Source organism: Pseudomonas sp. NPDC078700, assembly GCF_044542375.1.
Classification (GTDB): domain Bacteria; phylum Pseudomonadota; class Gammaproteobacteria; order Pseudomonadales; family Pseudomonadaceae; genus Aquipseudomonas.
In genome coordinates, this window is sequence record NZ_JBITUI010000002.1 from 835,722 (window position 1) to 861,535 (window position 25,814).

General features: G+C 53.5%; 21 protein-coding genes. 7 read left to right on the forward strand and 14 right to left on the reverse strand.

The window, feature by feature from the left end; translation table 11 throughout:
* Window positions 1-2: 2 nt before the first annotated feature.
* The 3 genes from ACIGCM_RS09660 to ACIGCM_RS09670 are packed head-to-tail and all read left to right on the forward strand — an operon-like array spanning window position 3 to window position 2,949.
* Entirely contained in the window at window positions 3-1,190 is a 1,188-nt protein-coding gene (locus ACIGCM_RS09660) for a gamma-butyrobetaine dioxygenase (protein WP_397501825.1), read from the forward strand.
* A gap of 44 nt (window positions 1,191-1,234) precedes the next feature.
* A complete protein-coding gene (locus ACIGCM_RS09665; RefSeq protein WP_397501826.1) occupies window positions 1,235-2,350 on the forward strand; it encodes a TauD/TfdA family dioxygenase in 1,116 nt (371 codons plus the stop codon).
* A gap of 11 nt (window positions 2,351-2,361) precedes the next feature.
* Window positions 2,362-2,949 (forward strand): HD domain-containing protein, encoded by a 588-nt coding sequence (locus ACIGCM_RS09670; protein ID WP_397501827.1) that lies wholly within the window; start codon window positions 2,362-2,364, stop codon window positions 2,947-2,949.
* A 10-nt stretch (window positions 2,950-2,959) separates the two neighbouring features.
* Here the strand turns inward: ACIGCM_RS09670 and ACIGCM_RS09675 are convergent, their stop codons facing one another.
* The 9 genes from ACIGCM_RS09675 to ACIGCM_RS09715 all read right to left on the reverse strand — a co-directional run bounded on the left by ACIGCM_RS09675 (window position 2,960) and on the right by ACIGCM_RS09715 (window position 14,554).
* Complete coding sequence (locus tag ACIGCM_RS09675; protein ID WP_397501828.1) at window positions 2,960-3,799, reverse strand: helix-turn-helix transcriptional regulator; 840 nt, start codon at window positions 3,797-3,799, stop codon at window positions 2,960-2,962.
* 119 nt (window positions 3,800-3,918) lie between these two features.
* Complete coding sequence (locus ACIGCM_RS09680) at window positions 3,919-5,337, reverse strand: aminotransferase (RefSeq protein ID WP_397501829.1); 1,419 nt, start codon at window positions 5,335-5,337, stop codon at window positions 3,919-3,921.
* Window positions 5,338-5,395: 58 nt separating this feature from the next.
* Window positions 5,396-6,496: a polyamine ABC transporter substrate-binding protein gene (locus ACIGCM_RS09685; RefSeq protein ID WP_397501830.1), complete on the reverse strand. Its 1,101-nt coding sequence runs from the start codon at window positions 6,494-6,496 to the stop codon at window positions 5,396-5,398.
* Between the two features lie 429 nt (window positions 6,497-6,925).
* Window positions 6,926-9,169, reverse strand: a complete 2,244-nt coding sequence (katG, locus tag ACIGCM_RS09690) for a catalase/peroxidase HPI (RefSeq protein WP_397501831.1) — start codon at window positions 9,167-9,169, stop codon at window positions 6,926-6,928.
* Window positions 9,170-9,375: 206 nt separating this feature from the next.
* Window positions 9,376-10,362 (reverse strand): LysR substrate-binding domain-containing protein, encoded by a 987-nt coding sequence (locus tag ACIGCM_RS09695; RefSeq protein WP_397501832.1) that lies wholly within the window; start codon window positions 10,360-10,362, stop codon window positions 9,376-9,378.
* Between the two features lie 568 nt (window positions 10,363-10,930).
* Window positions 10,931-11,698 (reverse strand): SDR family oxidoreductase, encoded by a 768-nt coding sequence (locus tag ACIGCM_RS09700; protein ID WP_397501833.1) that lies wholly within the window; start codon window positions 11,696-11,698, stop codon window positions 10,931-10,933.
* Between the two features lie 47 nt (window positions 11,699-11,745).
* Complete coding sequence (locus tag ACIGCM_RS09705; protein ID WP_397501834.1) at window positions 11,746-13,014, reverse strand: TRAP transporter large permease; 1,269 nt, start codon at window positions 13,012-13,014, stop codon at window positions 11,746-11,748.
* Window positions 13,015-13,017: 3 nt separating this feature from the next.
* Window positions 13,018-13,509, reverse strand: a complete 492-nt coding sequence (locus ACIGCM_RS09710) for a TRAP transporter small permease (RefSeq protein ID WP_397501835.1) — start codon at window positions 13,507-13,509, stop codon at window positions 13,018-13,020.
* A gap of 61 nt (window positions 13,510-13,570) precedes the next feature.
* Window positions 13,571-14,554, reverse strand: a complete 984-nt coding sequence (locus ACIGCM_RS09715) for a TRAP transporter substrate-binding protein (RefSeq protein WP_397501836.1) — start codon at window positions 14,552-14,554, stop codon at window positions 13,571-13,573.
* Window positions 14,555-14,750: 196 nt separating this feature from the next.
* Between ACIGCM_RS09715 and ACIGCM_RS09720 the strand changes: the two genes are divergently transcribed.
* From ACIGCM_RS09720 to ACIGCM_RS09735, 4 genes are all read left to right on the forward strand, one after another.
* Entirely contained in the window at window positions 14,751-15,473 is a 723-nt protein-coding gene (locus ACIGCM_RS09720; RefSeq protein ID WP_397501837.1) for a GntR family transcriptional regulator, read from the forward strand.
* A gap of 379 nt (window positions 15,474-15,852) precedes the next feature.
* Window positions 15,853-16,779, forward strand: a complete 927-nt coding sequence (locus ACIGCM_RS09725; protein WP_397501838.1) for a 3-hydroxyacyl-CoA dehydrogenase NAD-binding domain-containing protein — start codon at window positions 15,853-15,855, stop codon at window positions 16,777-16,779.
* Window positions 16,780-16,797: 18 nt separating this feature from the next.
* Window positions 16,798-17,730, forward strand: a complete 933-nt coding sequence (locus ACIGCM_RS09730; RefSeq protein ID WP_397501839.1) for a 3-keto-5-aminohexanoate cleavage protein — start codon at window positions 16,798-16,800, stop codon at window positions 17,728-17,730.
* Window positions 17,731-18,340: 610 nt separating this feature from the next.
* Window positions 18,341-19,693, forward strand: coding sequence for an O-antigen ligase family protein (locus ACIGCM_RS09735; RefSeq protein WP_397501840.1), 1,353 nt, complete (start codon window positions 18,341-18,343; stop codon window positions 19,691-19,693).
* Window positions 19,694-19,696: 3 nt separating this feature from the next.
* Here ACIGCM_RS09735 and ACIGCM_RS09740 read toward each other — a convergent pair whose 3' ends face one another.
* The 5 genes from ACIGCM_RS09740 to ACIGCM_RS09760 form a co-directional block, all read right to left on the reverse strand.
* Window positions 19,697-20,059 carry a VanZ family protein gene (locus ACIGCM_RS09740; RefSeq protein ID WP_397501841.1) on the reverse strand — a complete coding sequence of 121 codons (363 nt, stop codon included), beginning with the start codon at window positions 20,057-20,059 and terminating at the stop codon, window positions 19,697-19,699.
* Between the two features lie 39 nt (window positions 20,060-20,098).
* Entirely contained in the window at window positions 20,099-21,238 is a 1,140-nt protein-coding gene (locus ACIGCM_RS09745; protein WP_397501842.1) for a glycosyltransferase, read from the reverse strand.
* A 63-nt stretch (window positions 21,239-21,301) separates the two neighbouring features.
* Complete coding sequence (locus tag ACIGCM_RS09750) at window positions 21,302-22,384, reverse strand: acyltransferase family protein (RefSeq protein WP_397501843.1); 1,083 nt, start codon at window positions 22,382-22,384, stop codon at window positions 21,302-21,304.
* Window positions 22,385-22,495: 111 nt separating this feature from the next.
* Entirely contained in the window at window positions 22,496-23,695 is a 1,200-nt protein-coding gene (locus tag ACIGCM_RS09755) for an acyltransferase family protein (RefSeq protein WP_397501844.1), read from the reverse strand.
* Window positions 23,696-23,753: 58 nt separating this feature from the next.
* On the reverse strand, window positions 23,754-25,793 hold the full coding sequence (locus ACIGCM_RS09760; RefSeq protein ID WP_397501845.1) for an acyltransferase family protein: 2,040 nt from the start codon (window positions 25,791-25,793) through the stop codon (window positions 23,754-23,756).
* Window positions 25,794-25,814 lie beyond the last annotated feature (21 nt).

Consider the following 25,814-nt stretch of genomic DNA (forward strand, 5'->3'; position numbering starts at 1 on the left):
CTATGAGCGCAACTCAGCAAGCCGTACTGGAATCCTTCTCTGCCGACTGGCGCGATTTCCCGGTGCTTAATCGCCCGGTGAAGTCCCGCGTGCACAGCGATAGCGTGGAAGTCGAGTGGGACGATGACCGCGTCAGTGAATATCACTTCTTGTGGCTACGCGATAACTGCCCGTGTCCGTTGTGCGTTCATCCTGGCACCCGCGAGCAAGTGTTTGAAATCATCGATGTGCCGGAGGACCTGCAAGCAGAAGCGGTAGAACTCAGTGGCGATGATCTGCACATCCGTTGGCAAGATGGCCATGAAAGTGTCTATGGCGCAGGTTGGTTGCGCGCCCATAGCTATGACGAGGCAAGCCGTGATGAGCGTTTGCATGAGCAGCGCACGGTGCGTGTGTGGAAGACTGATCTGGCGATTCCACGCTTCGATTATCAGGCGGTAATGAGCAATGAGCAGAGCCTGTTGCAATGGTTGCTGGCAGTTCGTGACACCGGCTTGGCGCTGATGACGGGTATGCCCACCTCTGAAGACATCCTGGAGCAGGTGGCGCACAGAATCTCTTTCATCCGGGAAAGCAATTTCGGTAGTTTGTTTGAGGTGCGCACCAAGGTCGAGGCTGTGAACAGCAACGCCTACACCTCACTGCAACTGCCGCCGCATACCGATCTACCCACCCGCGAGTTGCAGCCTGGCCTGCAGTTTTTGCATTGTTTGGTCAATGACGCCACCGGCGGTGAGAGCACCTTTGTTGATGGTTTTGCCATTGCTCAGACCATTCGTGAGCAGTTTCCTGAGGACTTCACTCTGCTGACCCAAGTGCCTGTGTCGTTCCGCAACAAAGCGCCGCAAAGTGACTACCGAAGTCTGGGGCCGATTATTGGTCTGGATGCGCGTGGTGAGATCAGTGAGATCCGTTTGGCTAACTGGCTCAGAGCACCTTTTGATTTATCGAGTGGAGACATGACGGCGTTCTACCGCGCCTATCGGCGCTTCTTTGCCCTCACTCGTGACCCGGCATTTATCGTCAGCCATCGTCTGGCAGCCGGTGAGATGTGGTGCTTTGACAACCGCCGGACGATGCACGCCCGCAATGCGTTTGATCAGGCCAGCGGAATGCGCCACCTGCGCGGCTGTTACATGGACCGCGATGAGTTGTTGTCGCGCATCCTCGTGCTGCAACGCAGCCGCTGAAAAACCTGAACCTTGCCTCCAGTCCATTTTGACAGGCCATCATCATGAGCACTATTTCGTTCAGCTTCGATGAAGCTGCTGCAACCCTTACCTTCAATTCGCGGCAAGGCAACTTTGCTATCCCGGTGCTGTGGTTACGTGAACGCAGCCAGGACCCTCAGCAGTTGGATGCATTGACGCAGCAACGACTGTTTAACTCCCACGGGATTGATCCGCATATCAATCTGGCGCACTTAGAAGCTGTCGACAATGAAAAGGCCTGGCTTGAATTTACTGACGGCCACCGTGCGCTCTATGACTTTACCGGGCTGGTTGGCGAGATTGTTGGCCACTCGATTTTTCCGCAGCCGCAGGCGTGGAACAGCACTTTGCAGCGCTCAAGGGTGCGTGCAGACTGGCGGGCAATGAATGATCCGCAAGCATTTCTGGATGCACTGACGATCTATCTGACTTATGGCTTCGTGGTCCTGCACCATGTGCCCACCGAGCCGGAAAGCATTCTTGAGGTCGGGCGTAAGTTTGGTTACGTCAAAGAGACCAACTTCGGTCGCTACTTCGAAGTGTATTCGCGCCCGGACGGTAACGACTTGGCCTATCGCTCTGTGCATCTTGGCCCGCATACCGACAACCCTTATCGCGACCCGGTGCCCGGCATTCAGCTTCTGCATTGCCTGGTTAACGAGACCACAGGTGGTTTATCGACACTGGTGGACAGCGTCAATGTGGTGAGCATCCTTGCCGCCGAGGACCCGCAGGGTTATGAGTTGCTGTGCAATACACCGGTGTCCTTTCGCTTTGTCGACCAAGGCACAGAGCTGATTACCAAGCGCTCGATTATCAATCGCGATGCTCAGGGACATACCCTTGGCGTGCATTACAGCCCCCGGCTGGATGGCTTGCCGCTGCTGCCAGTCGAGCAATTGCGCGCATTCCATCGGGCTCGACAACGGCTTGGTGAACTGTTTGTTCAGGCCAGCAACGAGATCCAGTTCCGACTCGAACCGGGCGAGCTAATACTCTTCGACAACAGCCGTATCTTGCATGGCCGCACCAGATATGACTCCAGTGAAGGCCATCGCCATCTTCAAGGGTGTTACATCGATCTGGATGGCCCCGAAGAACGCTTTGCCAGCACCCTCAAGCAACTCTCTCGCACATAAGGCCACAGACTATGGAACACGTCGACTTCATTGAAATGAAAGCGGGTACTGCCGAGGAATATCACTTTCTTGAGCGACTAGAAACGTCTTATAACCAAGGCCTTGTTGAACGCATTCTCAATGCCTTGGAAGAGACAGCCCATACGCTGAGCGGCTACCGGGTCAATCGATTGCAACATTCATTGCAAAGCGCTGCGCGAGCCGAAGCAGATGGTGCCGATGAGGACATGATCGTTGGCGCTTTGCTTCACGATCTGGGTGACAGCCTGGCACCGTACAACCACTCGCAGTATGCCGCGTCGATTATCCGCCCTTACGTGCGCAGTGAGGTTACGTGGATTGTTCACCACCACGGCCTGTTCCAGAACTTCTACTATGCCCATCACTACGGCGGTGATCGTCATGAGCGCGAGCGTTACAAGGCGCACCCGTTTTATCAAAGCTGCGTGGATTTTTGCGAGAAATGGGATCAGAAGTCGTTCGATCCTGACTACCCAACACCACTGCTGAGTCACTTTGAACCCATGTTGCGCCGGGTTTTCGCCAGAACCCCGTTCGACCCGCAAGTGATTGGTGAAGAGGTGAGCTACACCCTGTGAAGGTGTGTGGTCAGTAGTGAGTCAGCCAATCAATAAATAATGCGAACAGCTCTGCCTGCGAGTTTACGCCAAGCTTGGTGTAAAGATTCTTGCGGTGCATGCGCACGGTTTGTGGGGAGATTTCCAGCAGCTTGGCGCTGGACTTCACCGAGTGCCCGCGTAGGAGTATGTGGGCGATTTCACGCTCGCGATCCGTGAGCACATCATCGCCAAAACTCATAAAGGCTGCGCGAATATGTCGGCTCAAGTCGCTTGGGCCTTGCTCGTCAGGCAGGCATTGGGCGAGGCCGCCCGTGCGGTCGAACTGCAGGCACAGCTCACGCACCAGGGGTTCCGCGGCCCTGAGTAAATTGAGCTGGATTTTGCTGAAGCGCGAACCACTGCAGCCTTGATAGACACACAAAGACAGTTTGCGTCCCTCATCCAGGTCAATGATGTAATGGCTGTCTTCTACCGCCCCGCATTTTAGGTAGTAGTTTTTGTAGTACTCACTGCTAAAGAAGTTATCCGGGGCGATTTCCGCCAGGGGATAAAAACCTTGGGTTAAACCCGCCTCAATCGCCAGGCAAAAAGGGTCGAGCAAATAGCCGCGCGCATAGTAACGGCTGGTCAGTGCTTCACGGTAAATCTCTGGAATGCCACGTTGGTAGATCGGTTGCGGGGGCTGGCCTTTGCACTCAAGACCCAGAAGCACGCATTCGATGGGCAGTAGGCTCATCAGTGCATCGGCCAGGCAGGCAGGAAAGCTGGCCTGCGAAACACTGGCAACGGCCTTGGCCAGACTCACATGCCAAGCCTCCAGGCTGGGGCCGGGCGTGAGGGGCGGATGACGCAGTGCTTTAGTGTTCATGGGCGGTAGTCTAATGACTCGCCTGATTTGCTGCAAAAAACTGCAAGAAGGCAACCAGCCATAAGACTGGTTTAGGGCTAGTCAGCGTCTTGCTGGCCGGCCCTCTACAGTACGGCAGCTTAATTGCCAGCGTAACTACCTTCCTTGAGAAGCTCGTCAGCAGTTTGCACGATGGCTTCACGTAGGACTTCGACAATCTCGTCAACCTGAGCGTGAGTGATCGTCAGCGGCGGCGACATAACATTTAGGTGAACAATTGGCCGCACCAAGAGCCCGCGCTTCTGGCACTTCAAATGGATTTTTTCACCAATGTTAAGCGCTTCGGGGAACAGTGCTTTGGTGCGTTTATCCGCGACGAATTCGACGCACGCCATCAGCTTCTGGCAACGAACGTCACCGACTAGCGGCAGGTCAGCAAGGGTTTGCAGGCGCTTCTCAAGGTAGCTACCAACATCTTTGACATGCTCCAGCAAGTTTTCCCGCTCGATAATCTCGATGTTCTTCAGCGCACTGACGCAACTGACAGGGTGGCCACTGTAGGTAAAACCGTGGCTGAAGCAGCGCTCTTTTCCGGCTTCGGCAATTTCGTTCCAGATCTCATCGGAAAAAATCAATGCGCCCAGTGGCAGGTAGCCGCTGGTTAAGCCTTTGGCGGTGGTGATGATGTCGGGTTGCATGGCAAATACTTCATCCGAGGCGAAGAATGCACCCAGACGGCCAAAGGACGTCACCACTTCGTCAGCCACATAAAGTACATCGTGGCGTTTGCAGACTTGCCACATGCGCTGATGATAGCCAGCTGGCGGGATAATCACACCGCCGGAGCCCATGATGGGTTCAGCGAAGAATGCAGCCACCTTATCGGCACCGATGGTGAGGATTTTATCCTCGAATTCATTGACCAGAAACTCGAGGAAATCCGCTTCAGTCATGCCCTCGGGCGCGCGATATGGATTAGGGCAGGAGATGTGGTGAATCTTGTCCTGCAGGAAATCGAACTCGGCAGGATGATCAGCCACCTTTCCGCCCAGCGACATGGTTAGAAAGGTTGAGCCGTGATACGCGTTGACGCGGCTGATGATGTGCTTCTTCTGATGCTTGCCACGGCAGTTTTGGTAGTACTGGATGAGCCGGTAAGCAGTGTCGACCGCCGTGGAGCCACCAGTTGTCAGGAATACATGGTTGAGGTCGCCAGGAGCCAGTTCAGCAAGCTTTTTGCTCAACTCAATGGCGCTGACGTTGGCCATGTCGCAGAACGGGTTGGCATAAGCCAGCTTGCGCACTTGGTCAGCGATGGCGTCGGCCATTTCCTCACGACCCAAACCAATATTGGTGCACCACATCCCACCCACTGCATCGAGGTAGTGGTTGCCCGCCGTGTCATAGATATAGGCGCCATCACCGGCGGCAATGTTCAGCGCGCCGTTTTCACGATGGTCGTCAAACACGTGATAGCCGTGCATGTAGTGCGCTTTGTCAGCGGCGACCAGGGATTTATCGTCAAATTGCTCAAAGAAGGCAGTCGTTGGAGTTGTCATGTCTATACCTCAGGTCAGCGTGTTCAGGCCCGAGAGCCACTGATAAGTCGCGCAGCCATTACAGGCCGGTTTTAATGGTGTTCCAGGTGCGAGATATTCTGCGTATCTCTTTAGGAGACTTAGGGCGCTGGGTGAAGAGTCTTGAGCGAGTTTTGCTATCCGGGTAAATCGCCTGATTGTTCCGAATGTCCGCACTTACCAGCGGTGTCGCAGCCTTGTTGCTATTGGCATAGCGGATATAGTCGGTGACCTGTGCGATGACTTTTGGCTGCAACAAGAATTCGAGGAATTTATGGGCGTTCTCTACATTGGGAGCGTCTTTGGGAATGTAGAAATCGTCAAACCAGATCAGCGAACCTTCTTGAGGAATGAAGTAATCCAGTTTCACATCTGCGCCGGCTTCATCGGCACGGGCTTGGGCGGTGGCGTAATCGCCGGACCATGTCATCGCTAAACACTGATTGCCATTGGCCAAGCCAGTGAGGTAGCTGACAGAGTCAAACTTACGGATGTATGGGCGAACCGCTACCAGCAAATCTTCGGCTGCCTTCAAGTCTTCTTTCTTGGCGCTGTTTGGGTCGAGGTTCAGGTACTTTAACGCCAGTGGCAGCACGTCGGTGGGAGAGTCAGCGATGGTTACGCCGCAGTCGGCAAAGCGTGAAACTATTTTGGGGTCGAAGACCATTGCCAATGAGCCAATGGGTGCATCTGGCATGCGTTCCTTGATCTTCTCGACGTTGTAGGTAACGCCGTTGCTGCCCCAGGTATAAGGTGCTGAGTAGGCCACACCGGGGTCATAGCTTTCGAGATTCTTTAAAACTAATGGATCAAGATTTTTCCAGCTCTTGAGCTTGCTCTTGTCGAGCTTCTGGAAGGCTCCGGCTTCAATCAAAGGTGGCGTCAGGGCCGCGTTTAGCAGCACCAGGTCGTAACCGGAGTGCCCGGTCAGCAGTTTGCCCTGAACCGACTCGTACGAATCGAAGGTGTCATAAATAACCTTGATCCCGGTTTCCTTTTCAAACTCGCTAATGGTGTTTTCACCGATGTAATCTGACCAGTTATACAGGTGCAGTGTTTCTTGCTTAGCGTCATTTGCGGTGCTTATCAAGGGTGTAAATGCCAGCCCCATACTCAATAGTGCAACGAAGGTTTTATTCAAACTAGATCCCACCTTTTTCTTTTTTCGAATTGGTTGGTGGCGAACATTTTGACGCTGAGTGGAGTACTTGCCCATTCCCCGAAAGGGTAGGTTCGTTGATGGAGTTTTATTGGGATATTTGCTGCGCCTACTAAAGCGCTCGCCTGGTGACTGATACTCGATGGCATAAGGCAGGGAAGGGCAGGCGTTGCTCACAGTAACGGAGTTAACTGCCTAGGGGCGGCTTGTGCGTACTCAATGTGTAAGACTCATATGGTCAAGGTGGTGGGATTTGTTTAGCGGCAACCAAGGTGCTCGACAATGCAGATCTAGTCAGTTGAGTTTACGAGATAAAACTTGAGGTGGCTTGGGCTCTGTCGTCTATTTCCTCAGCCGCAAAAAAGCCCCAGTGACACTTAAACTGGGGCGTTTGATGTTTAGGGGCTAGGGTCAGTTTGATTTGATATCGAAACGGTCAAGATTCATGACTTTGGTCCAGACTTTGGCGAAGTCTTTGACGAACTTTTCCTTGGCATCGTTTGCTGCGTAGAACTCTGATACAGCGCGCAGTTCGGAGTTGGAGCCGAATACCAGGTCAACTGGAGTCGCTGTCCATTCGACCTTGCCAGTCTTACGGTTTGCGCCTTGGTAAATGCCGTCTTTTGATGTCTTCGACCAGACTGTCGACATGTCCATCAGGTTAACGAAGAAGTCGTTAGACAATGCCCCAGGATGTGTTGTGAGCACACCATTTTTACTGCCGTCCGTATTCGTTCCCAGTACGCGCATGCCTCCAACCAGTACTGTCATCTCCGGTACTGTCAGGGTTAGCAGGTTGGCTTTGTCGACAAGCATTTCTGTTGGCGATAGGCGGGCATCTTTACGGTAGTAGTTACGGAAGCCGTCAGCTTTGGGCTCAAGTGCTGCAAATGAATTTACGTCAGTTTTAGCTTGTGTGGTGTCCATGCGGCCGAGCGTTACAGGCACCTCGATGCTGTATCCGCCTTTTTTTGCCGCAGACTCAATGGCCGCAGAGCCTGCAATCACAATAATGTCAGCGAGTGAAACCTGCTCGCCATCTTTCAGGCCAGTGTTGAAGTCTTTTTGGATGGCTTCCAGCTTAGTGAGGACTTTTGCGAGCTCAACCGGGTTGTTAGCACTCCAGTCCTTCTCTGGTGCAAGGCGTATACGTGCACCGTTCGCACCGCCACGCATGTCTGAACCTCGAAATGAAGAGGCTGAAGCCCAGGCTGTGCGCACCAGTTCGCCGGTACTGAGACCTGAGTCGAGTAACTTAGCTTTAAGACTGTTTAGTTCTTGGGTGTTGATCAGTTTATGGTCGAGTTTAGGAATCGGGTCTTGCCAGATCAGGTCTTCCTTCGGAACATCGGCGCCCAAGTAACGGGTGCGCGGGCCGAGGTCGCGGTGGGTCAGTTTGAACCAGGCTTTGGCAAAGGCCAGTTCAAATTCTTTCGGTTTGTCTAAGAATCTGCGAGCGATCTTTTCGTAAGCGGGGTCGAAGCGTAAAGCAAGGTCAGTGGTGAACATAATGGGCGCATGGCGCTTATCTTTGATATGGGCGTCGGGCACCAGTCCAGCAGCGGATGGGTCGGATGGAACCCACTGGATTGCACCTGCGGGGCTCTTGGTCTGAACCCAAGTCCAGCCGAATAGATTGACTAGATATTGGCTGGTGAATGTTGTCGGGCTTGACGTCCATGCACCTTCTAAGCCGCTGGTTATGGTGTCTTCGGCGTTGCCTTTGCCACAGTTATTTTTCCAGCCCAAGCCTTGTTGCTCGGTTGGCGCGCTGGTCGGGTCGGCACCTAAACAGCCTTCGGGCTTGTGTGCTCCGTGCGCTTTACCGAAGGTGTGGCCACCTGCAATCAGCGCAACGGTTTCTTCATCATTCATGCCCATGCGGCCAAAGGTATCGCGAATGTCACGGGCGGCGGCGAGTGGATCAGGTTTGCCGTTTGGGCCTTCCGGGTTTACGTAGATCAGCCCCATTTGTACGGCTGCGAGTGGTTTTTCCAACTTGCGGTCGCCGTGGTAGCGCTTATCACCGAGCCAGGTGCTTTCGGGGCCCCAGTAAACCAAGTCGGGCTCCCAGTCATCTGCTCGGCCGCCGCCAAAACCGTAGGTCTTCATGCCCATTGACTCCATGGCCACTGTGCCTGTCAGTACGATCAGGTCGCCCCAGGAAATCTTGGCACCGTATTTCTCTTTGATCGGCCACAACAGGCGGCGCGCTTTGTCGAGACTCACGTTGTCCGGCCAGTTGTTTAACGGGTCAAAGCGCTGTTGCGCGCCGTCAGCCCCGCCGCGTCCGTCTAGCGCGCGATAGGTCCCTGCGTTATGCCAGGCCATGCGGATAAAAAATGGACCGTAGTTGCCATAGTCGGCTGGCCACCAATCTTGTGATTGGGTCAGTGTTGCTGCGATATCTTTTTTCACTGCTTGCAGATCAAGGCTGTTGAACGCCTTGGCGTAGTTGAAGTTCGCACCTGCTGGATTGGAAGAGGGGTTGTGGGCCCGCAATAAAGACAGATCAAGACGGTTGGGCCACCAGTCTGTGTTGGACTGTTGCTCGTGCCTGCTCGCCAGAGAGGCGGCACCGGTGTTATCAGCGTGTGCGATTGGAGAAAAACTAACAATCAGGGCGATCGCCAAGGGCAGTTTTTTTATGCGCATAGGGCACTTCCTTGTGTGTGAGGTGGACGAGTTGGGCGATATCCAAGCCCTAATCTGTCTAGAACTCTAAGTGCGCACCACTATCCAGACAATTCAGGTTGCCAATGGGCACGATTGAAAACCTGACTCGGCCTTCGTTCTGATGGTTAGGCAACTCCGCGCTTCTTAGGCTGGCCGGTCACGCCTTATGGCGTGACCTAAGGTCCTCAAACTTGCCCAGGCTTGGTGCCGGCAGGTGCTGTGCGCTTTAGTGTGGCGGCTAACAGTTCAAACTCTTGTGCACGCGGATGTGAGCTGCGCCAGACCAGCCCTATGCGGCGCTGCTCATTGCCGCGAAGGGGCTTAATGCTCAAGCGAGTGGTGTCAGCGATATTGGCCGCCAATGCTGGCAGCAGGGTACAACCGCGCCCGGCAGCGACTAAATGTTGCAGCGTTTCGAGGCTAGTGGCGCGGCAGTCTGCTGTGTTGTCACCTTGAACCTCGCTTTGGCCACAGGCAGCTAATGCCTGACCGCGCAGGCAATGGCCATCCGTAAGCAACAGCAATTCAAGTTCACTTAATGCTTCAACTGCTATATCCGCATGACTGGCCAAGGCATGCTCTTTAGGCAGCGCAACCCAAAAAGGCTCATCAAATAACACGCGTTGATCGTAGGCGTGCGGGTCAAGTAAATGCGGTAAGCCTTGGACGACGGCTTCACAACGCATGCAGTCTTTAGACCCTGACATTGTTTGTTGAAGAGGGCGTGGTAATGCCAACAGAACGGTGTCAATGGACTGGTCGTTCAGACGCTCGCATAAATCGGCAGTTAACCCTTCCTGTATAACCAGGCGCAATTTGGGGTGAGCCATCTCTACTGAGCGCAATAAATGTGGCAGGTAATAAGGTGCCAGCGTCGGGATCACACCCAGCGTGAGCATGCCTTCTAATGGATTACGGTGCGCCCGTGTTAGGCCAACTATGGTGTCGGCCTCTGCCACTATGTGTCGTGCGCGCTCGACGATTTTTTCGCCGGTGGGCGTCAATGTGAATTGTTTGCTGTGACGGTCTACCAGCACTTGCCCTAGGTAGTCTTCCAGCTTGCGCAGTTGAGTCGACATTGTAGATTGAGTGACGTGGCAGGCTTCAGCAGCACGTCCGAAGTGACGATGATCCGCCAGTGCGACGAGGTAGCGTAGTTCGCGTAGAGTCATGAATGGCCCGTTATAGAGGCGTTAGTCGGTTGAGCATCAAGCGGTTGGAGCATCGGTTGCAGTGGCTTGCGGCCAATAAACAGGCGCTGTTGAAACCGGGATTTAACAAAAACAAAGGTGCTTTGGCCAAACGTACTTTTGATTAGTGCGCGTGAGCCCGTTCATAGGTTGTATACCAAGGCCCGGCAGCAGCTTTGACGTCAGCCTCACAACGCTATAGCCGTATAGATTATAAGGTTTTGTATAGGTAGGGCCCGGACTGCGGGGATATGACGCAGTGATTGCAGGCGTATTGGGAGCTTACCGCTACAGGCTTTCCAGCCAAGTTTTACAGGTGTGAATTAGAAGCTGGCTACACAAAACAAGGTGGTCACCCCCCACGAAGGCTGTATCCATGGGCAGGGTTAATTATGGAGCGATCGCTCAATGTCTGGATCAAACAGACTCAGGTGGGTGTCTTGTCCGACCGTGCATTAATTCTGAGGTGCGAGGTGCCTGTGTGATCAACTCAGTAGCGCGGTCTCAAACGGAAACCGAGCTACTGTCATAATCAGTTGTTGTCCATCCACTAGCCAAGCATTCCGGTGTCTCCGCACACAGAAATTGCTTGTCCTGACACAGTTTTGCTGCGTGGACTGGCCAAGAAAACAACCTGATCCGCGATCTGCTGTGGCGTGACATAGTCTTTGATTGAGGTGAACGAAAACGCCTCCTGCTCAGTCTCTTCGAAGCTGGCACCTCTGGCTTCGGCCCGAGCCTCTAATACCCTGCGCTGACGATCACCGGACACGATGCCAGGCAAAACCGCATTGACGCGGATTCTGTCCGGGCCCAGCTCAATCGACATGGATTTAGTCAGTCCGATCACACCCCATTTTGCGGCTGCATAAGGGCTGCGCAGCTTGAAACCCAGCCGGCCAGCCAACGAGGAAATATTAACGATCGACGGATTTTGGCTCTGCCGCAGATGCGGTACAGCACGGCCGATCGTCACAAATTGGCTGGTCAGGCAGATCGACAGGCATTGCTCGATCACCTCTATATCTAGGTCTTCGATTCGCCCTGTAGGCCCTGCAATGCCAGCGTTATTGATTAAGCAATCAAGTCCGCCAAGCTGGTTAACAGCCGCATCCATAAATTGCGTCAGGGCAGCACTGTCGCTTACGTCGACCTTCTGTCGAAAGACATCTTGGGGCAGGGTGGCCAAAGCGGTTTCGTCAATGTCGCAGGTAGCAACTTGTGCGCCTGCCTCGCGGAAAGCATCGACAATCGCGCGGCCGATACCACCCGCTCCAGCGGTGACAATAACGCGGGCATCTGCAAGAGAAAGCTCCATTTGAGGCACTCCTTTATTATTAGATTGGGTCAGAGTTTCCGACCGCATTACAGGCCAACCAGCGACAGCGAAAGCCAGGGGATGAAGCTGATGATCATCAGCACTGCGAGCATAAGCACGACAAAAGGCATGACTGCCCGCGTCAGGTTCGCGATTGAGGTGCGTGATATCTGTGAGGCAATAAACAGGTTCAGCCCGACCGGCGGAGTGAACATTCCCATCGCCAAATTCACCACCATAATGATGCCGAAATGGATCGGGTTGATTCCAAAGTTCAGCGCGATTGGCAGAAGAATAGGGGTAAAGATCAAGATTGCAGCGGCTGCCTCGAGGAACATGCCAACAAACAACAGCAGCACGTTGACCAAGATTACAAACTGCCATGGACTGTCAATGAAGCCGACGACCAAGTCGGATATCAGCACCGGAATCTGCAACGAGAGGATGATGCGACCGTACAGACCAGCTGTAGCAATGATGCTGAGTACCACCGCCGAAGTAATCGCGGATCGTCTCAGGATATTCGGAATATCTCGCAGCGGTAGCTCACGATAGATAACGGCCCCGACGATGAATGAATAGACCACCGCGATGACTGCCGCCTCAGTTGGCGTGACAATGCCACCGTAGATCCCGCCGAGAATCAGCGCGGGCATCAGCAAGGCCAGAATTGCCTTGCGTCCAGCTCTAAATATTTCGACGATACTTGCTGACTCACCACGAGTTGCTGGGTGTTTTAGTGCGCGTAAATAGGCGTAAATCATCAGTGATGCGACAACGACAAACCCCGGCAAGAAGCCCGCGGTGAACATAGCGCCAACGGATTGATTGGCGGCAATGGCATAAAGAATCAGCGGAATACTTGGAGGGATAATGACGCCCAAGGCACCGGAAGCTGCCTGATTGGCGGCTGCGTAAGAGGCGCTGTAACCCTGACTGATCATCGCTGGTATCAAGATGGCACCGACCGCCGCAGTGGTTGCTGCACCCGAACCCGAGATCGCTGCGAAAAAAGCCGATGTGACAATTGCCACCATGGCTAAACCGCCATTCATGCTGCCAACAAGTGTGCGCGAGAACTCAACCAGCCTGTGCGAGATGCCGCCACGCTGCATCAAGTCGCCTGCGAGGATAAAAAATGGAATGGCGAGTAGAGGGAACGAATTGACTGAGCGGATCATCTCTTGCGGGACGATCAGCAAGGGCATGATATCGCCCATCCAAATTGCGATAATTGCTGCCAGCCCGAGAGCGAAGGTCACCGGGACGCCGATTGCCAAGAGTAATAGAAGAGATCCAAAAAGAAGCACGGCCATGACCTAGTCCTTTTTCGCAGTAAAGGTTTCAGCAATGATCGCGAAAGCATTGATGAATATCATCGCCGCCCCTGCTGGCACTGCTGCATAGAGCCAGGCCATGGACACCCTGATACTTGGCGAGGTCTGTCCTGCTACGCGCTCGGCGATATGTAACCCCTCCGTCAGCAATACCCATGCGAAGACGCAGGACACCACCGCAACGATCAGTCGCAGTTCACGCGCAAACCGCCCACCTGCGACCCCAGAGAGCAATTCGACCGCAATCAGCGAACCATAGCGATAGGCGTATGCCGCTCCCAGCATGGTCATCCAAACCATCGAGAAACGTGCAACCTCTTCAGAAAATGTGAGTGAGTGTCCCATCACGTAGCGCGCGAAAACCTGCCAGCTAATCAGTACCGTCATCACCAGTAGCAGAGCTGCCAAAAACCAGCCGCATAACCAGTTGATGTGATCCACTCCTCGTATCAGCTTGCGCATAACGACTTGCATGAGAATCTCCTGATTTGTTTGAAGTGGCGGGTCACGCAGACCCGCTCAAAAGAGAGTGCAATCAAGGCTTGAAGTTGATTGCTGCATCCACTAAGTCGGGGCCGACTTTCTCTTTCCACTTTTGGATAACAGGCTGTACGCGTTCGCGGAAAGCTGCGAGATCTGGGCGTGTGACGACCATTCCCAACTCTTCCAGCTTGACGATAAGTTCCTTCTCCATGCGCTGGGACGCTTCGCGCTGAACGGTCAAAGCAGTCTTGGCTGCTTCAAGTACGATGGCTTGATCAGATTCCGACAGGGAGTTGAACAGTTTCGCCCCCATCATGAAGGGTGCCGGTGAATACACATGCTGCGTCAGGTTGAGGTACTTCTGCACTTCATAGAACTTGACGTCATAGATGGTCGCGATTGGGTTTTCCTGACTGTCGATCACGCCCTGTTGAAGCGCGGTGAAGACTTCGGTCCAGGCCATTGGCGAGGCGTCCGCGCCAAGCGCTGTCCAGGTGTCGACCTGCACACGGCTTTCCTGAGTGCGGTGGCGAATGCCTTTCAAATCATCAGGGGTGTGTAGCGGGCGTATGTTGTTGGTGTTATGACGGTAGCCGTTCTCCATCCAGCAGAGAATTTTGACCCCCACTTGATCTTCCAGCTTCTGAGCCAGTTGGTCACCGTACTTGCTGTCCAGAAATCCGTAGGCCTGCTCAGGGGTGCTGAAGATATAGGGCAGATCGAACAGCATGAACTCATCGACAAAGCCGCCCATCGGTCCGGTCGAACTGATGCCCATATCGATTAAGCCGAAGCCAATACCTTCCACTACTTCACGTTCGCCACCTAAGGCATTGTCATAGTGAGGACGGATGGTAAGGCGTCCGTTAGACAGTCTTTTAAGCTCTTCACCGAATTTGAGTACACCGACTGCATGGTGTGATTCTTTGCCAAGAGGCAGGCTCACATCAAACACCCGGGTTTCTTCTGCTGTGGCGGTACCGGCCATGAAGAAGGTTGCAGCCGTGGCCGCAATGGCAAAAATAAAGTTTTTCATTTTCTTATTATTCCTCTGAAAACTCATTTCTCGACTGCTCGTTAGCAATCGCTGTCAAGCATCACATCCGTGATCACAGTTACTATATGGCTGCTCCCTATATGCGTCAACCCGTTTACCTGTAGTCCATTTTTGTTGACTATCCGTTAATCTGTGATTCATTATTGGGTTAATTATAAATAAGTGAGATCACACTTTGGTTGAGTCAAATCTGCCTCCAGCGAAAGAAACGCCTCGCGATAGCTGGGCCCGGTTAGGCCCGTTGGCACTTCAGGAAGGTGCCACAGCGCAATCGCTGGTTTATGCAACGCTTCGCCACGCGTTGATCAGCGGTTATTTTCATCCGGGCGAAGAAATCAGCTTGCGCAAGGCCGCGTCGGTGCTGGAAACCAGCGTCACCCCTGTGCGCGAAGCCCTGCGTCGACTTGAAGGGGATGGCGCTCTGGAAACCTTCGGCGGCAACCGGGTACTGCGGATTCCTATTCTTACGGATGCTGAGTTAGTTGAGATCCGCGATATCCGCGTCATTCTTGAAGGTTTCGCCGCAACGCAAGCGATCAATCGAATCGGACCGCCTCAGATGCGTGTTATCAAAAACGCCTTCAACCTCATGCAGCGCGCCACCGAAATCCGAGATGTCGATATGTATCTCGAAAACAACTGGCGATTTCACTCGCTCATTTATCGCGCGGCTGATCGGCCGGTATTGATGGACCAGATTGAGAGTTTGTGGATGCGGGTAGGGCCGCTTATTCGAATGGCGCTCACTCAGCCAAAACACTTGGATCACTCCATGGCCAGTCACAGCGCCGCTCTGCAAGCGTTGCACGATAGCGATCCCGATGCCCTGCAGCAGGCGATTGCCAGTGACATTTCAGAGGCCGCCGACGATCTGTGCCAAGCCCTGAGTAAACCCTAGGCCCATGGGTAATGACTCGTCGCGCTGATTCGTGGCAGCGGCTGCGCGGCGCAAGTCATGAATAGTTAAAGCGAGAGGGATTTTTAGCGTGCGCAGATGGATTGATCTAAAGACGGAGGTGCGCTTAGCGAAGCCTTTACTGGCAGCGAGTTGAGCCTCTCTGCGATTTAACCAGACACAGGCGTTCAGCCTCCGGTGTGATGCGCCACGACTTCTTCATAACAAAAAATGAAATAAGGAGAGCTGTAGTCATGACGATTAGAGGCGAAGCAATTTTCACCTGTGCCGAGACCAGAGCGGCCCAAAGACTTGCCATTTTGAACCCTCTGCCGATCAGCACCAGCCAACTTTATACGCATGCCGTCGTGGTGGTGCGGCGATGAGCCAAGCACAGGGAAACTCAACAGCGCGACGTATTGCCATTATCGGCGGCGGCCTTATCGGCCGAGCTTGGGCGCTGGTATTTGCACGCGCCGGCTGCGAGGTAAAACTGTGGGATCCCGATCCCACTGTGCGTGCTCGGGTAATCGACCAGCTCCTGGAAACCTGCCAGCGCAGTGGTGACGACCCATCTGCCGTTGCGCGGGTGACAGTTTGCGCCGATATGGCCACGACCGTTGATCAGGTGGAATGGGTTCAGGAAAACGGCCCTGAAAACCTCGGCATCAAGCGCGAAATATATGCCGAGCTGGACCGTACCGCTGCACTGGAAACAATCCTCGCATCCTCCAGTTCTGCGTTAGTCGCCTCGAGTTTTGCTGCTGGCCTCGCTGGGCGTGCACGCATTCTTGTCGCGCACCCGGTGAACCCGCCTCATGTCATTCCGGTAGTCGAACTCTGTCCCGGTCCTGATACCGCGCCAGACGTTATGGATCGCGCGGAAGAATTGATGCACGCCGTTGCGCAAGTGCCGGTCCGCCTTAGCCGTGAGATCGACGGTTTCGTGCTTAACCGGCTACAAGCGGTGGTACTAGCAGAAGCGATGCGTCTGATTGAGCAAGGCATCGTAACTCCGCAGGGGCTGGACGACACCATCCGCCATGGCTTGGGCCGGCGCTGGGTTCTGCTCGGCCCCATGGCGACGATAAACCTGAATGCGCCAGGAGGCGTGAAGGATTACCTGCACCGCTATGGCCCAACCATGGCACGACTGAGCGACAGCGCAGCACGCGGAGAAGCATTCACCGAAGCTGCTGCTGAAATACTTGCGGCGAACCTGCCTGTGCCTGAGTTGGTACAAGAACTTAGCCTTCAGCGGGACGCGCGGCTGGGTGAGTTAAGCCGCTTTCTTCACAACAACAAATAAATCAGGAGAACTGTAAACATGGCCACTAAACAAAAAGTCATTATCACCTGCGCCGTAACCGGAGCGATCCATACACCCTCCATGTCGGAATATTTACCGGTCACCGCCAATGAGATCGCCGAAGCAGCGATCGGCTCGGCTGAGGCGGGTGCAGCGATTGTCCACTTGCACGCCCGCAACCCTGAAGATGGTCGCCCTGACCAAACGGCTGAAGCCTTTTTACCTTTCCTGGAAGTTATCAAGCAACGCTCCAATTGCGTCGTTAATATCACCACCGGTGGTGCACCGACCATGAGCATTCAAGACCGGGTTCGTCCTGCTGCCAAGTGGATGCCTGAACTCGCATCCTTGAATATGGGCTCAATGAATTTTGGTTTGTTTCCGATGCTCAAACGCTTTGAAGGGCAACTCAAGCATGAATGGGAACGCACCTATATCGGCGACAAAGGCATCCTGTTCCACAATACCTTCGAGGATATCGAGCACCTCATCACCACGCTGGGCGCCAATGGCACAAAATTCGAATTTGAATGCTATGACACGGCCCATTTGTACAACCTCAAGCACTTCGTAGATGCGGGTTTGGTCACTGGACCGCTATTCATCCAAACTGCTTTCGGGCTGATGGGCGGGATTGGCGCGCACCCCGACGACGTGATGCACATGAAGCGCACCGCAGACCGACTATTTGGTGACAACTATCGGTGGTCTGTTTTGGGCGCAGGCCGTAACCAACTGCCGATTGCTGCAATGTCTGCAGCCATGGGTGGGCACGTGCGGGTGGGGCTCGAGGATTCTCTCTGGGCAGGCCCGGGCCGCCTGGCAACCAGCAGTGCTGAGCAGGTGCTGGCTGCACGACAGATTATTGAAGGCCTGGGGCTGGAAGTTGCATCCCCTGATGAGGCGCGCGAAATGCTGGCGCTTAAAGGTGCAGACAAGGTCGGGTTCTAATACAACCTCACTGTGCGTACCGCTCAGATTGGCTGGCGGTACGCTAATCAATGCATCAGATACCATCGGTATATTCCGGCCTTCCTGTGCACAGCATGGGCACCGGCCTCCCAAGCTTGCCGGAGTTGAAACCATCAGGCGGTTTCATTGCCTTCTACAACAGGGAGGCCATTGGCGACAAACCAGGTTTTAATAGAGCCTGAGATTTATCACTGGCTAAGCCCCACACTTCAACGCTTTAAATAAACCAACACTGCCGTGTATCCGGCCCCACATACTGTCAACGCGCGGCGTGTTCTTGGTGCTTTTTATGGCCTTCGCCCCAGTAATGGGCAGAGAGGGTGTTCTTTGCGCAGTGCCTGCGCGCCCCTTTAAAAATCCCGTCCTTTCGCTGAAGGCTGGCAAGAACTCAATTGGCTTTTCGGTCTGATCATTGCAGGCTTATTGCTAGTACGGCGAACCCTAGGTTTCTGCTGCAACATGTTCGCAAGATTGGCGTGCATTAATTGCAGGCTTCGCGCTTATGGGCGGGACTAAAAGTTATGCAAGCCTGACCAGCGCAAGGTCATTGTTAATACGTCGGCATGTTGGTTGTCTGCAAGGAGTGCATATGAGGTGTTCGTCGATAACCCTGGAGCGCATGCTGATTGGTTCAGTGCTGCTGTTTCTTCTTTGGCTGCCATTGCCTATTGGCAGTAACCGAGATTGGTCGGCGGCGTTGCTGATTTTTCTTTGCGCCTTGTTGGCTATCGGTTGGGCGATCAACGCGCTGCGCCGTAATCGAGATGTGGGGCCGACATTAAAGGCTGGTTTACCCATGTTTGGCTTGCTTGTGCTTTGCCAGTTCTGGGTTTTGTTGCAGTGGTTAGGCGGCGTTAGCGTTGATACCGGCGCAACCTTTCAATACCTGATGTTGGGCTGTGCTTACAGCTTGTTATTTTTGCTGGTGACGGACCTGTTTCGTACGCGTAAACGGTTGAGTTTGCTGCTGGGAACGCTGGTGGTTAGCGGCACCTTTCAGGCTTTCTTTGGCGTGGTGATGACGCTGTCCGGCGTCGAGCACTTACTTATTGGCAGTAAGACGGTTTACGTTGGCGATGCTACGGGCACCTTCGTCAACCGCAACCACCTCGCGGGTTATCTGGAAATGACCTTGGCTTGCGGGATTGGCTTGTTGCTGGCGTTGCGCGATGAGCGTCAGTTCCGTTGGGTTAATCTATTGGAAACGCTGCTAGGCCCCAAAGCGCGGCTGCGCTTGGCGTTGGTCATGATGACGATTGCCTTGGTGATGAGCCATTCACGAATGGGCAACGCAGCATTCTTTGTCAGCCTGCTGTTGGTCGGTGGCTTATTTGTGTTGGTCACCAAGGAGCACCGCCTGCGAAACAGCGTGATTCTCGGCAGTTTGTTGCTGATTGATATGTTGGTGGTCAGTCAGTATTTCGGTTTGGATAAATTGGTCGATCGCATGGCCAGTACGCAGTTTGAAAATGTGCTGGTGGATGGGCAAACCGCTGCTCGCGCCAACGAAATGCGCGACAACGTATTTGCTGCAGCACTGCCCTTGGCCAGGGAATGCTTATTTACAGGACATGGTGCCGGGAGTTTTGAGGTGGTGTTTCCGAAGGCTGCAGGTGCGGATATCACACAACACTTCGACCATGCTCACAATGATTACCTGCAGTTCATCATCGAGTACGGTCTGCTAGGCAGCTTGCCGCTGCTTGCGTTTGTGATTTATGGGCTGTACCACGCGCAACGTGCTATGTGGCAGCACGAATCGGTGTACCGCAGTGGGGTGGGGTTTGGTGCAAGTTTGGGGATTTTGACGCTGCTAATTCACTCACTCGCTGACTTCAATCTACAGATCCCGGCAAACGCCGCTACCTATGTAGTGATCTGTGCAGTTGGCGTTTTGGCCAACAACCATTTCCGAGAGCGTCGTGCTCGCGCACGCAGTTAATCTTTACCAGCCCTTGGCAGCATGGCGCAGCGCCAGTTTGTGCTTGACCAAGGTCGCGATAGCGATACCGATGATGACACCTGTGGTATTGGCAATCATGTCTGCTACCGACGAAGTGCGGTGTGGCAGCAAGCCCTGAAACAACTCGATCAATAGGCCCAGCAGCAAGCAATACAGCAGGGTCCAGAATGCATGGGTGTTTGGGAATGCCCAGCGCGCGCTGCATACCAGTGCTATAAATGCGACGGCATGGTGCAGCCAGTCCTGATGCTCAAATACCTCCGGTATCGCTTCACTGCGCATACCGGCGAAAACGGTGATTGCGAGGATGGTCAGGAAACACAGTATGGAAAGGGTACGAATCATCTAGGCCTCGTGCAGTGGTGGAAGTATCGTGTTCGCGGCTCATTTGCAGACGTAGCCAATTTTTTCCAGTTGCCGGCTTTTCTCTTCGTCGAGAATCTCCAGGCTCAAGCGCGCGTGTTCACGGGCAAAAGCGATGGAGCTGAGGCCATCCGGTCCGGTTTTTTCCTGGGCAGAAATGGCCTTGGCCAGCGCTTGATCGGGATTGTTAGCGACTTGCTTGATGGTGTCACGCAAAGCTTGCGGGTCATTGAGTGGTACATACCATACATCGTCATCGGTGAAGTAGGCGCGTAGTCCGCCGGTGTCCGTGACAATCACGGACTTGCCTTTGATTACAGCCTCTTCGAGTACGGTTATGCCTGACACGTGGAGGTTGGCGCTTAGCGGTACGATAACGATGTCGGCAGCCTCATATAGTGCATACAGTTCATCATTTTGACGCGGTCGTGCCACTTTGCAATTGTCTAGGCTATTCACCAGCCGTTTCGGCACGGTGCCAGAAACGATGGTCAGTTGCAGTTCGTTCTGACCACGTACGGCTTCGACCAATGTTCCCCAATCCCGGTGCCGATCGTTGCCCAGCGATAACAACTGCAAAGGCCGTTTTCGCCTAGGGGGCCGTGGCGGCTTTTTTTGTTCAGTAGTGATGCCAAAGCGCACAAGTTCGCAGCGCTGGGTGGGGAAAATTTGCCGTGCTTTGCCCGCGTTCAGTGGTGAGTGGAAGGTCAATACATCAGCGCGGGAAAGCAGAGCACGGTAGAGGCTACGTTTGATGTGACTGAAAGAGTCCCAGCGGTCACATAACCACACTGATTGCAGAATTAACTTCGGGGCGGGTAATCGTGAGTAAAAACGGCAAAGCATACCGGCCGCCAGGCTCAGGCTTTCGGTATGAGTCCATACGACATCGGCGGCAAAAAACGCCTTCCGATTACGCCAAGCATGTACCAAGTCAAAACCTAGCAAGCCACGCAAACTAATACGCAGCGTTTTACTAAGAAGGCCTTCTTGAGCATCTTCGGAATAGCGTACGTGAACGCCCATATTTTCCGCATGGTGATAGCCATAGGCATACGCCTCATTCAGGCCAATTATTTTCCCCTGTTTAAAACGCGTGTTCCACGTTGCAGCACCAAATCCATGGGCTAGCAATACGAAGGCGACGGGTTTTGAGTCCATGTAAAATCCCCAATTTATATGAGCTGATCGACAGTGGTGTAAGGCAGGTAATAAAGGCGCGTCTTACTTAACAGCAATCGGTCTTTTAATTTTAAATAAGTCACGTTTGGGCAGGGCGAACAACATGCGGCCATGCTGCCTGTTAAGTACCCAATACAAGAATACGCAGACAGAAATGTTCACCACAATCATGCCAATAAGTGCAAAGAAGAAGCTGAGGTCCAAGTGCGCGCTCGGCACTTCGATGGGAAGAATCAGCTGCGCTGCGATATCAATTATAAATTGATGCATGACATAAATTGGCAATGTGTAGCGTCCAAGTTTTTGCAGTAATTTCAACTTGAAGTGTCGGGTTGCCAAGGAAATCGCATACAGTGAAGCGATGACGAGGCACGTACAAATCAATACCCTGACGCCAGGTAAATCAATAGCGTCGTAACGTAGTGAAAGTTTCCCCAAGAGCAGAAAGGCGACCAAGGCCAGGATAAAGTTGCGTACTGAAAAGTGCGTAGTTATTTGTTCGACATAGTGCTTGCCGAAACAGCCTGCACAGAAGAACACCGCGTTACCGCAGATACTGCGCATGCTCCACTCATCCATTGAAAAGAGTTGTCGGCACACCACGGAAATCAGCAGGAATATGGAAAAGGTCAGCCATTTATGGTGGCTACCGATTTTGCACACACTGAAGAATAGAACCAGTGCATACAAGTACCATATCGCCGTCTTGCCCATAATGACGTCATGCAAGAACGCATCAAGGGTAGTTGGAAAGTTATCGCCGTCATGCACAAAGACGGGGTTGAAGTGTGTAATCAGCATGCCCCGGAAGAACCAATCAAAGCACGCCCACAATAGGTAAAGCCACAGAAGCATGGCGATACGCGGTTCAAATACTTCCCGCCAACTGCGGTTGAATATCGCCTTGTGGGCTAAGTAGCCAGAAATCAAAAAGAACAACGGCATGCGCATTGTTCCCAGACCCGCGACTACAATTTGCACACCCCTGAAACTTTCGGCTTCAAGGAATTGGGGGTTCTTGGAAATGAAGTACATAAAGGTGTGGTACATCACCACCAATATGATGCAGATACCCTTGGCGGCGTCTAAACACTCATTTCGCGAGGGCATGGCTTTAGGAATCATATAGGTCCTTACTCTGTAGGGTGCAGCGCTCTCGTAGGGAATGAGGCAGGTACAGTGCTCATAGGTAGTCCAGGTGACAGGGCTATTTATATAAGGGTTATGTGTATTTTTTTATTGTTGTGGCTGCTTGGGCGGTAGCAGTGGGACTTTGCGTCCAACGCTGAGCATCATTGTGCGCAGGCGGGTTTGCGCGGGTGCCTCGAAGTAGTAATAGCTGGCCAGGCAAAGGGGGATTAGCACGGCAAAAAACAGCAGCATGGTGCTGTCTTTGTAGAAAAATGATTTATCCCCGCCAGCCTGCATCACCACTGTCCACAACACCATCTGTAACGGAAAATGCAGAAGGTAGGAGGCGTAGGTGAGGTTACTGATTGCAGCTAAGCGTCGACCCAAATGACCACGCCATGTTTCCACCAATGCCAAGGCCAGGATGGTCAGTGGAAATAATATTCCTACGGGCATAAAGCGCATGGCCATGTGGCACAGTTGCGGTACCAAGCCGTCCAGCGGTGCGGGTAATAAGGACTGCAGCATTATTTCTACTTGCGGCCAAAACCAGCTGTAGCGGACCTCAAGCAGCGTCGCTAGCCACAAGAGAAGTGCGCTGCTGACCACGATGACGCTGGCACGCTGAACCAGGTCTTTTTCGCATAGAAGACGGTAGAACCTGAACAACAACCCACCGATGAAAAATGAGAACAGCCCTCTTGCTATTTCCTGTTGCCAAGCGCTCATCAACGCGCCGAGGACCACCATCGCTACCATTGCCCATATGCGCATGCGAAAGGTCAGGCACAGCAGGAAGAACAGCATGTACATCAACACTTCAATGGACACCGACCACACTGGGCCGTTAAACGATGCGCCTTTCTGAAACCCCCAGTTGGAGGCCATGAACAGCTGTAAAAAGCCGTGGTATGCGTCGTTGAAGGGCGTTACGAAGTAGTCGCCGGTATGGGTGAATATCCAATGTTGCAACAGCAGCACAAAAATGAAGGTCGCGATGTGCAGCGGATACAAGCGCGAAAACCGCAGAACAAAAAATTCCCAGCCACCCACTCGACGCTCTGCGATCTTCTGTGCGTATAACCAGAAGAAGATAAAGCCTGACAGCGAGAAGAAAAAATCCACAGCCAGCCAGCCGGTCTTGTACAGCACGAAAAACACCGAGTAGAAGGGCTGCGCTTCCATCACGTAGCGAGAAAACGTGCTGCCGTCATAGAAAAAGTGCTGCCAATGCCAAAACACTACCGCTAAGGAGGCAAGCCCGCGAACCAGGTCAAGGGAGTAGAACCGTTGTGGTATCTGCATGCTCATGCTCATGCTCGGAGGTAGGTGGTCAGTGGTGAAGAGGGCGCGCCAGGGGTAGTCAGAACCTAATGGCTGTTGGTGACCGGCTCGGTGTAATGGTTAGCGCTGAAGCAGTCCCCTTAAACATTTGGCGAAACAGGGGGACCAGCAAACTACCGCCGCGCTCACTGAGGTGGTCGTCATCGAAGTAAATCGGATGGCCATTTGTGTCACCGTTGCAGCGGCCGTCCTGGCACAGGTAAGGCAATGGATCGAGAATTGTGACCCCGCAGCGTTGCGCTGCCAGGTCTTGGGTTTCCCATATAAATTTATTGCGTGCCTGGTATTCCTCCAGGCTGATCGATACGCGTACCAGCTTGCCCTGCATGAGCGCTCTGCCCATGGTTTTCGGTACGTTGAATTTCAGCTCTGGAACCGGCCGCAACATATACACCGGGTGGTGCTGGGCAAACTCGCAGGCCGTATCGATGATGCCCTTGCGTGTAGCCTGCAAAAAGGCGTCGTTTCGGGCTGGGTAGGGCGTATCGAAATACAGATAAGGCACTGGTACTTCACGACTGCGGTCAGGCTCATTAGGCCCCAGCGCATAGTATGAGGTGCGGTTGATGATGATCAGGGGCGCATTGTCCAGTGCCGGGTCCGAGAGTTTGGCTTTATCACTGACAAACTGGCCACAGCCGAAGTCCAGCTTGTCCACTGCCTTAACGTTGGCAATGGTTGGACAGTTGCTTTTGGTCCAGTCCAGAACATGCAGTCGCGGGTCTGGCAGGGCGCGCTCTACGGCCCGTACCAGAGCTGCCGCATGGCTGTCCCCGATGACGATGACACCGAGCTTTTTGCCGCCGTAGGTGCACTCGGGCACCGTGACTGAAAATTCATTGTTCAGGCATTCGGATTTACGGGGATTGGTGTTATCGGCTTCAGCAAAAATCGCATCAATCTGTGCAGGCAAACGCCCAGGTACGCCTTGCTGCTGGTGGATAATCAGCGCCGGAACGCTGACCAGCGCAATCACGCCGAGTAGCGCCAGCGTTCCCGACCACTGCGGTAGATGGGTAAGTGTGGAGCGAGCTGTTTTCTCTACCCACTGGTACGACAGCCAACCCATTAACAGAGTGATTAGCAAACCAATCAACACTGCGTCGAGTTGGTCCAGTAGCTGTAAATACACCAGCACTACCACAACCGGCCAGTGCCACAGGTACAGCGAATACGAGCAATCGCCTAGCCATTGGGCTATACGGCTACCACTCCAGAGTGAACCCTGGCGAGCGGCGAGCAGTATCATCACCGTTGCGAAGACCGGCACAGCGGCTCGCCAGCCTGGCCACTCGCTATTGGTATCAAAAAGCGTAATGGTGCCGATCAATAGGACGAAGCCACCGGCCTCTAGCAGACGCCGTACCGGCCCATTCAGCACCAGTGAGTTACCCAGCAGAAATACCAGCCCACCGGCGAGCATTTCCCATGCGCGGGTCGGCAACAGATAAAACGCGGCCGAGGGACGGATCGGTGTTGCTAGGATGCACAGCAACAGCGACAGGACCAAGCCGGCCGCAATGGCAACAGTTTGCGCACCACGTCCCGGGCGAATCTTCCACACGGCCAGTAATGCCAATGGCAGTATCAGATAAAACTGCCACTCCACCGACAACGACCAGGTATGCAGAAGCAGCTTGTCATGGGAGTCGATATCAAAATAACCGGCTTCTTGCCAGAAGATGATGTTGGAAACAAACACCAACGCACTGGCGACATGCATGCCCAGTCTTTTGTATTCCACTGCCGGTAAATATAACCAACCTGCGAGTAACAACATCGCGCACAAAACCAGCAGTGCAGGAATGATTCGTCTCGCCCGTGATAAGTAAAAGCTGATTATCGAAAACGGGGAAGGAGTACCGGCAAGTGCGCTTTTTTCCAGGCCGTTGACGATTATTTTGGTCATTAGAAAACCGGAGATAACGAAAAATACGTCAACGCCGACGAAGCCACCGGAAAACGTTGTAATGCCGAAATGGTACAGAATCACCGAGACCACAGCCCAGGCTCGCAAGCCGTTGATGTCGGATCTGAACGTTTTAGTTGCTGTGCTCATTTTCTAGCCTGTAGGGATACT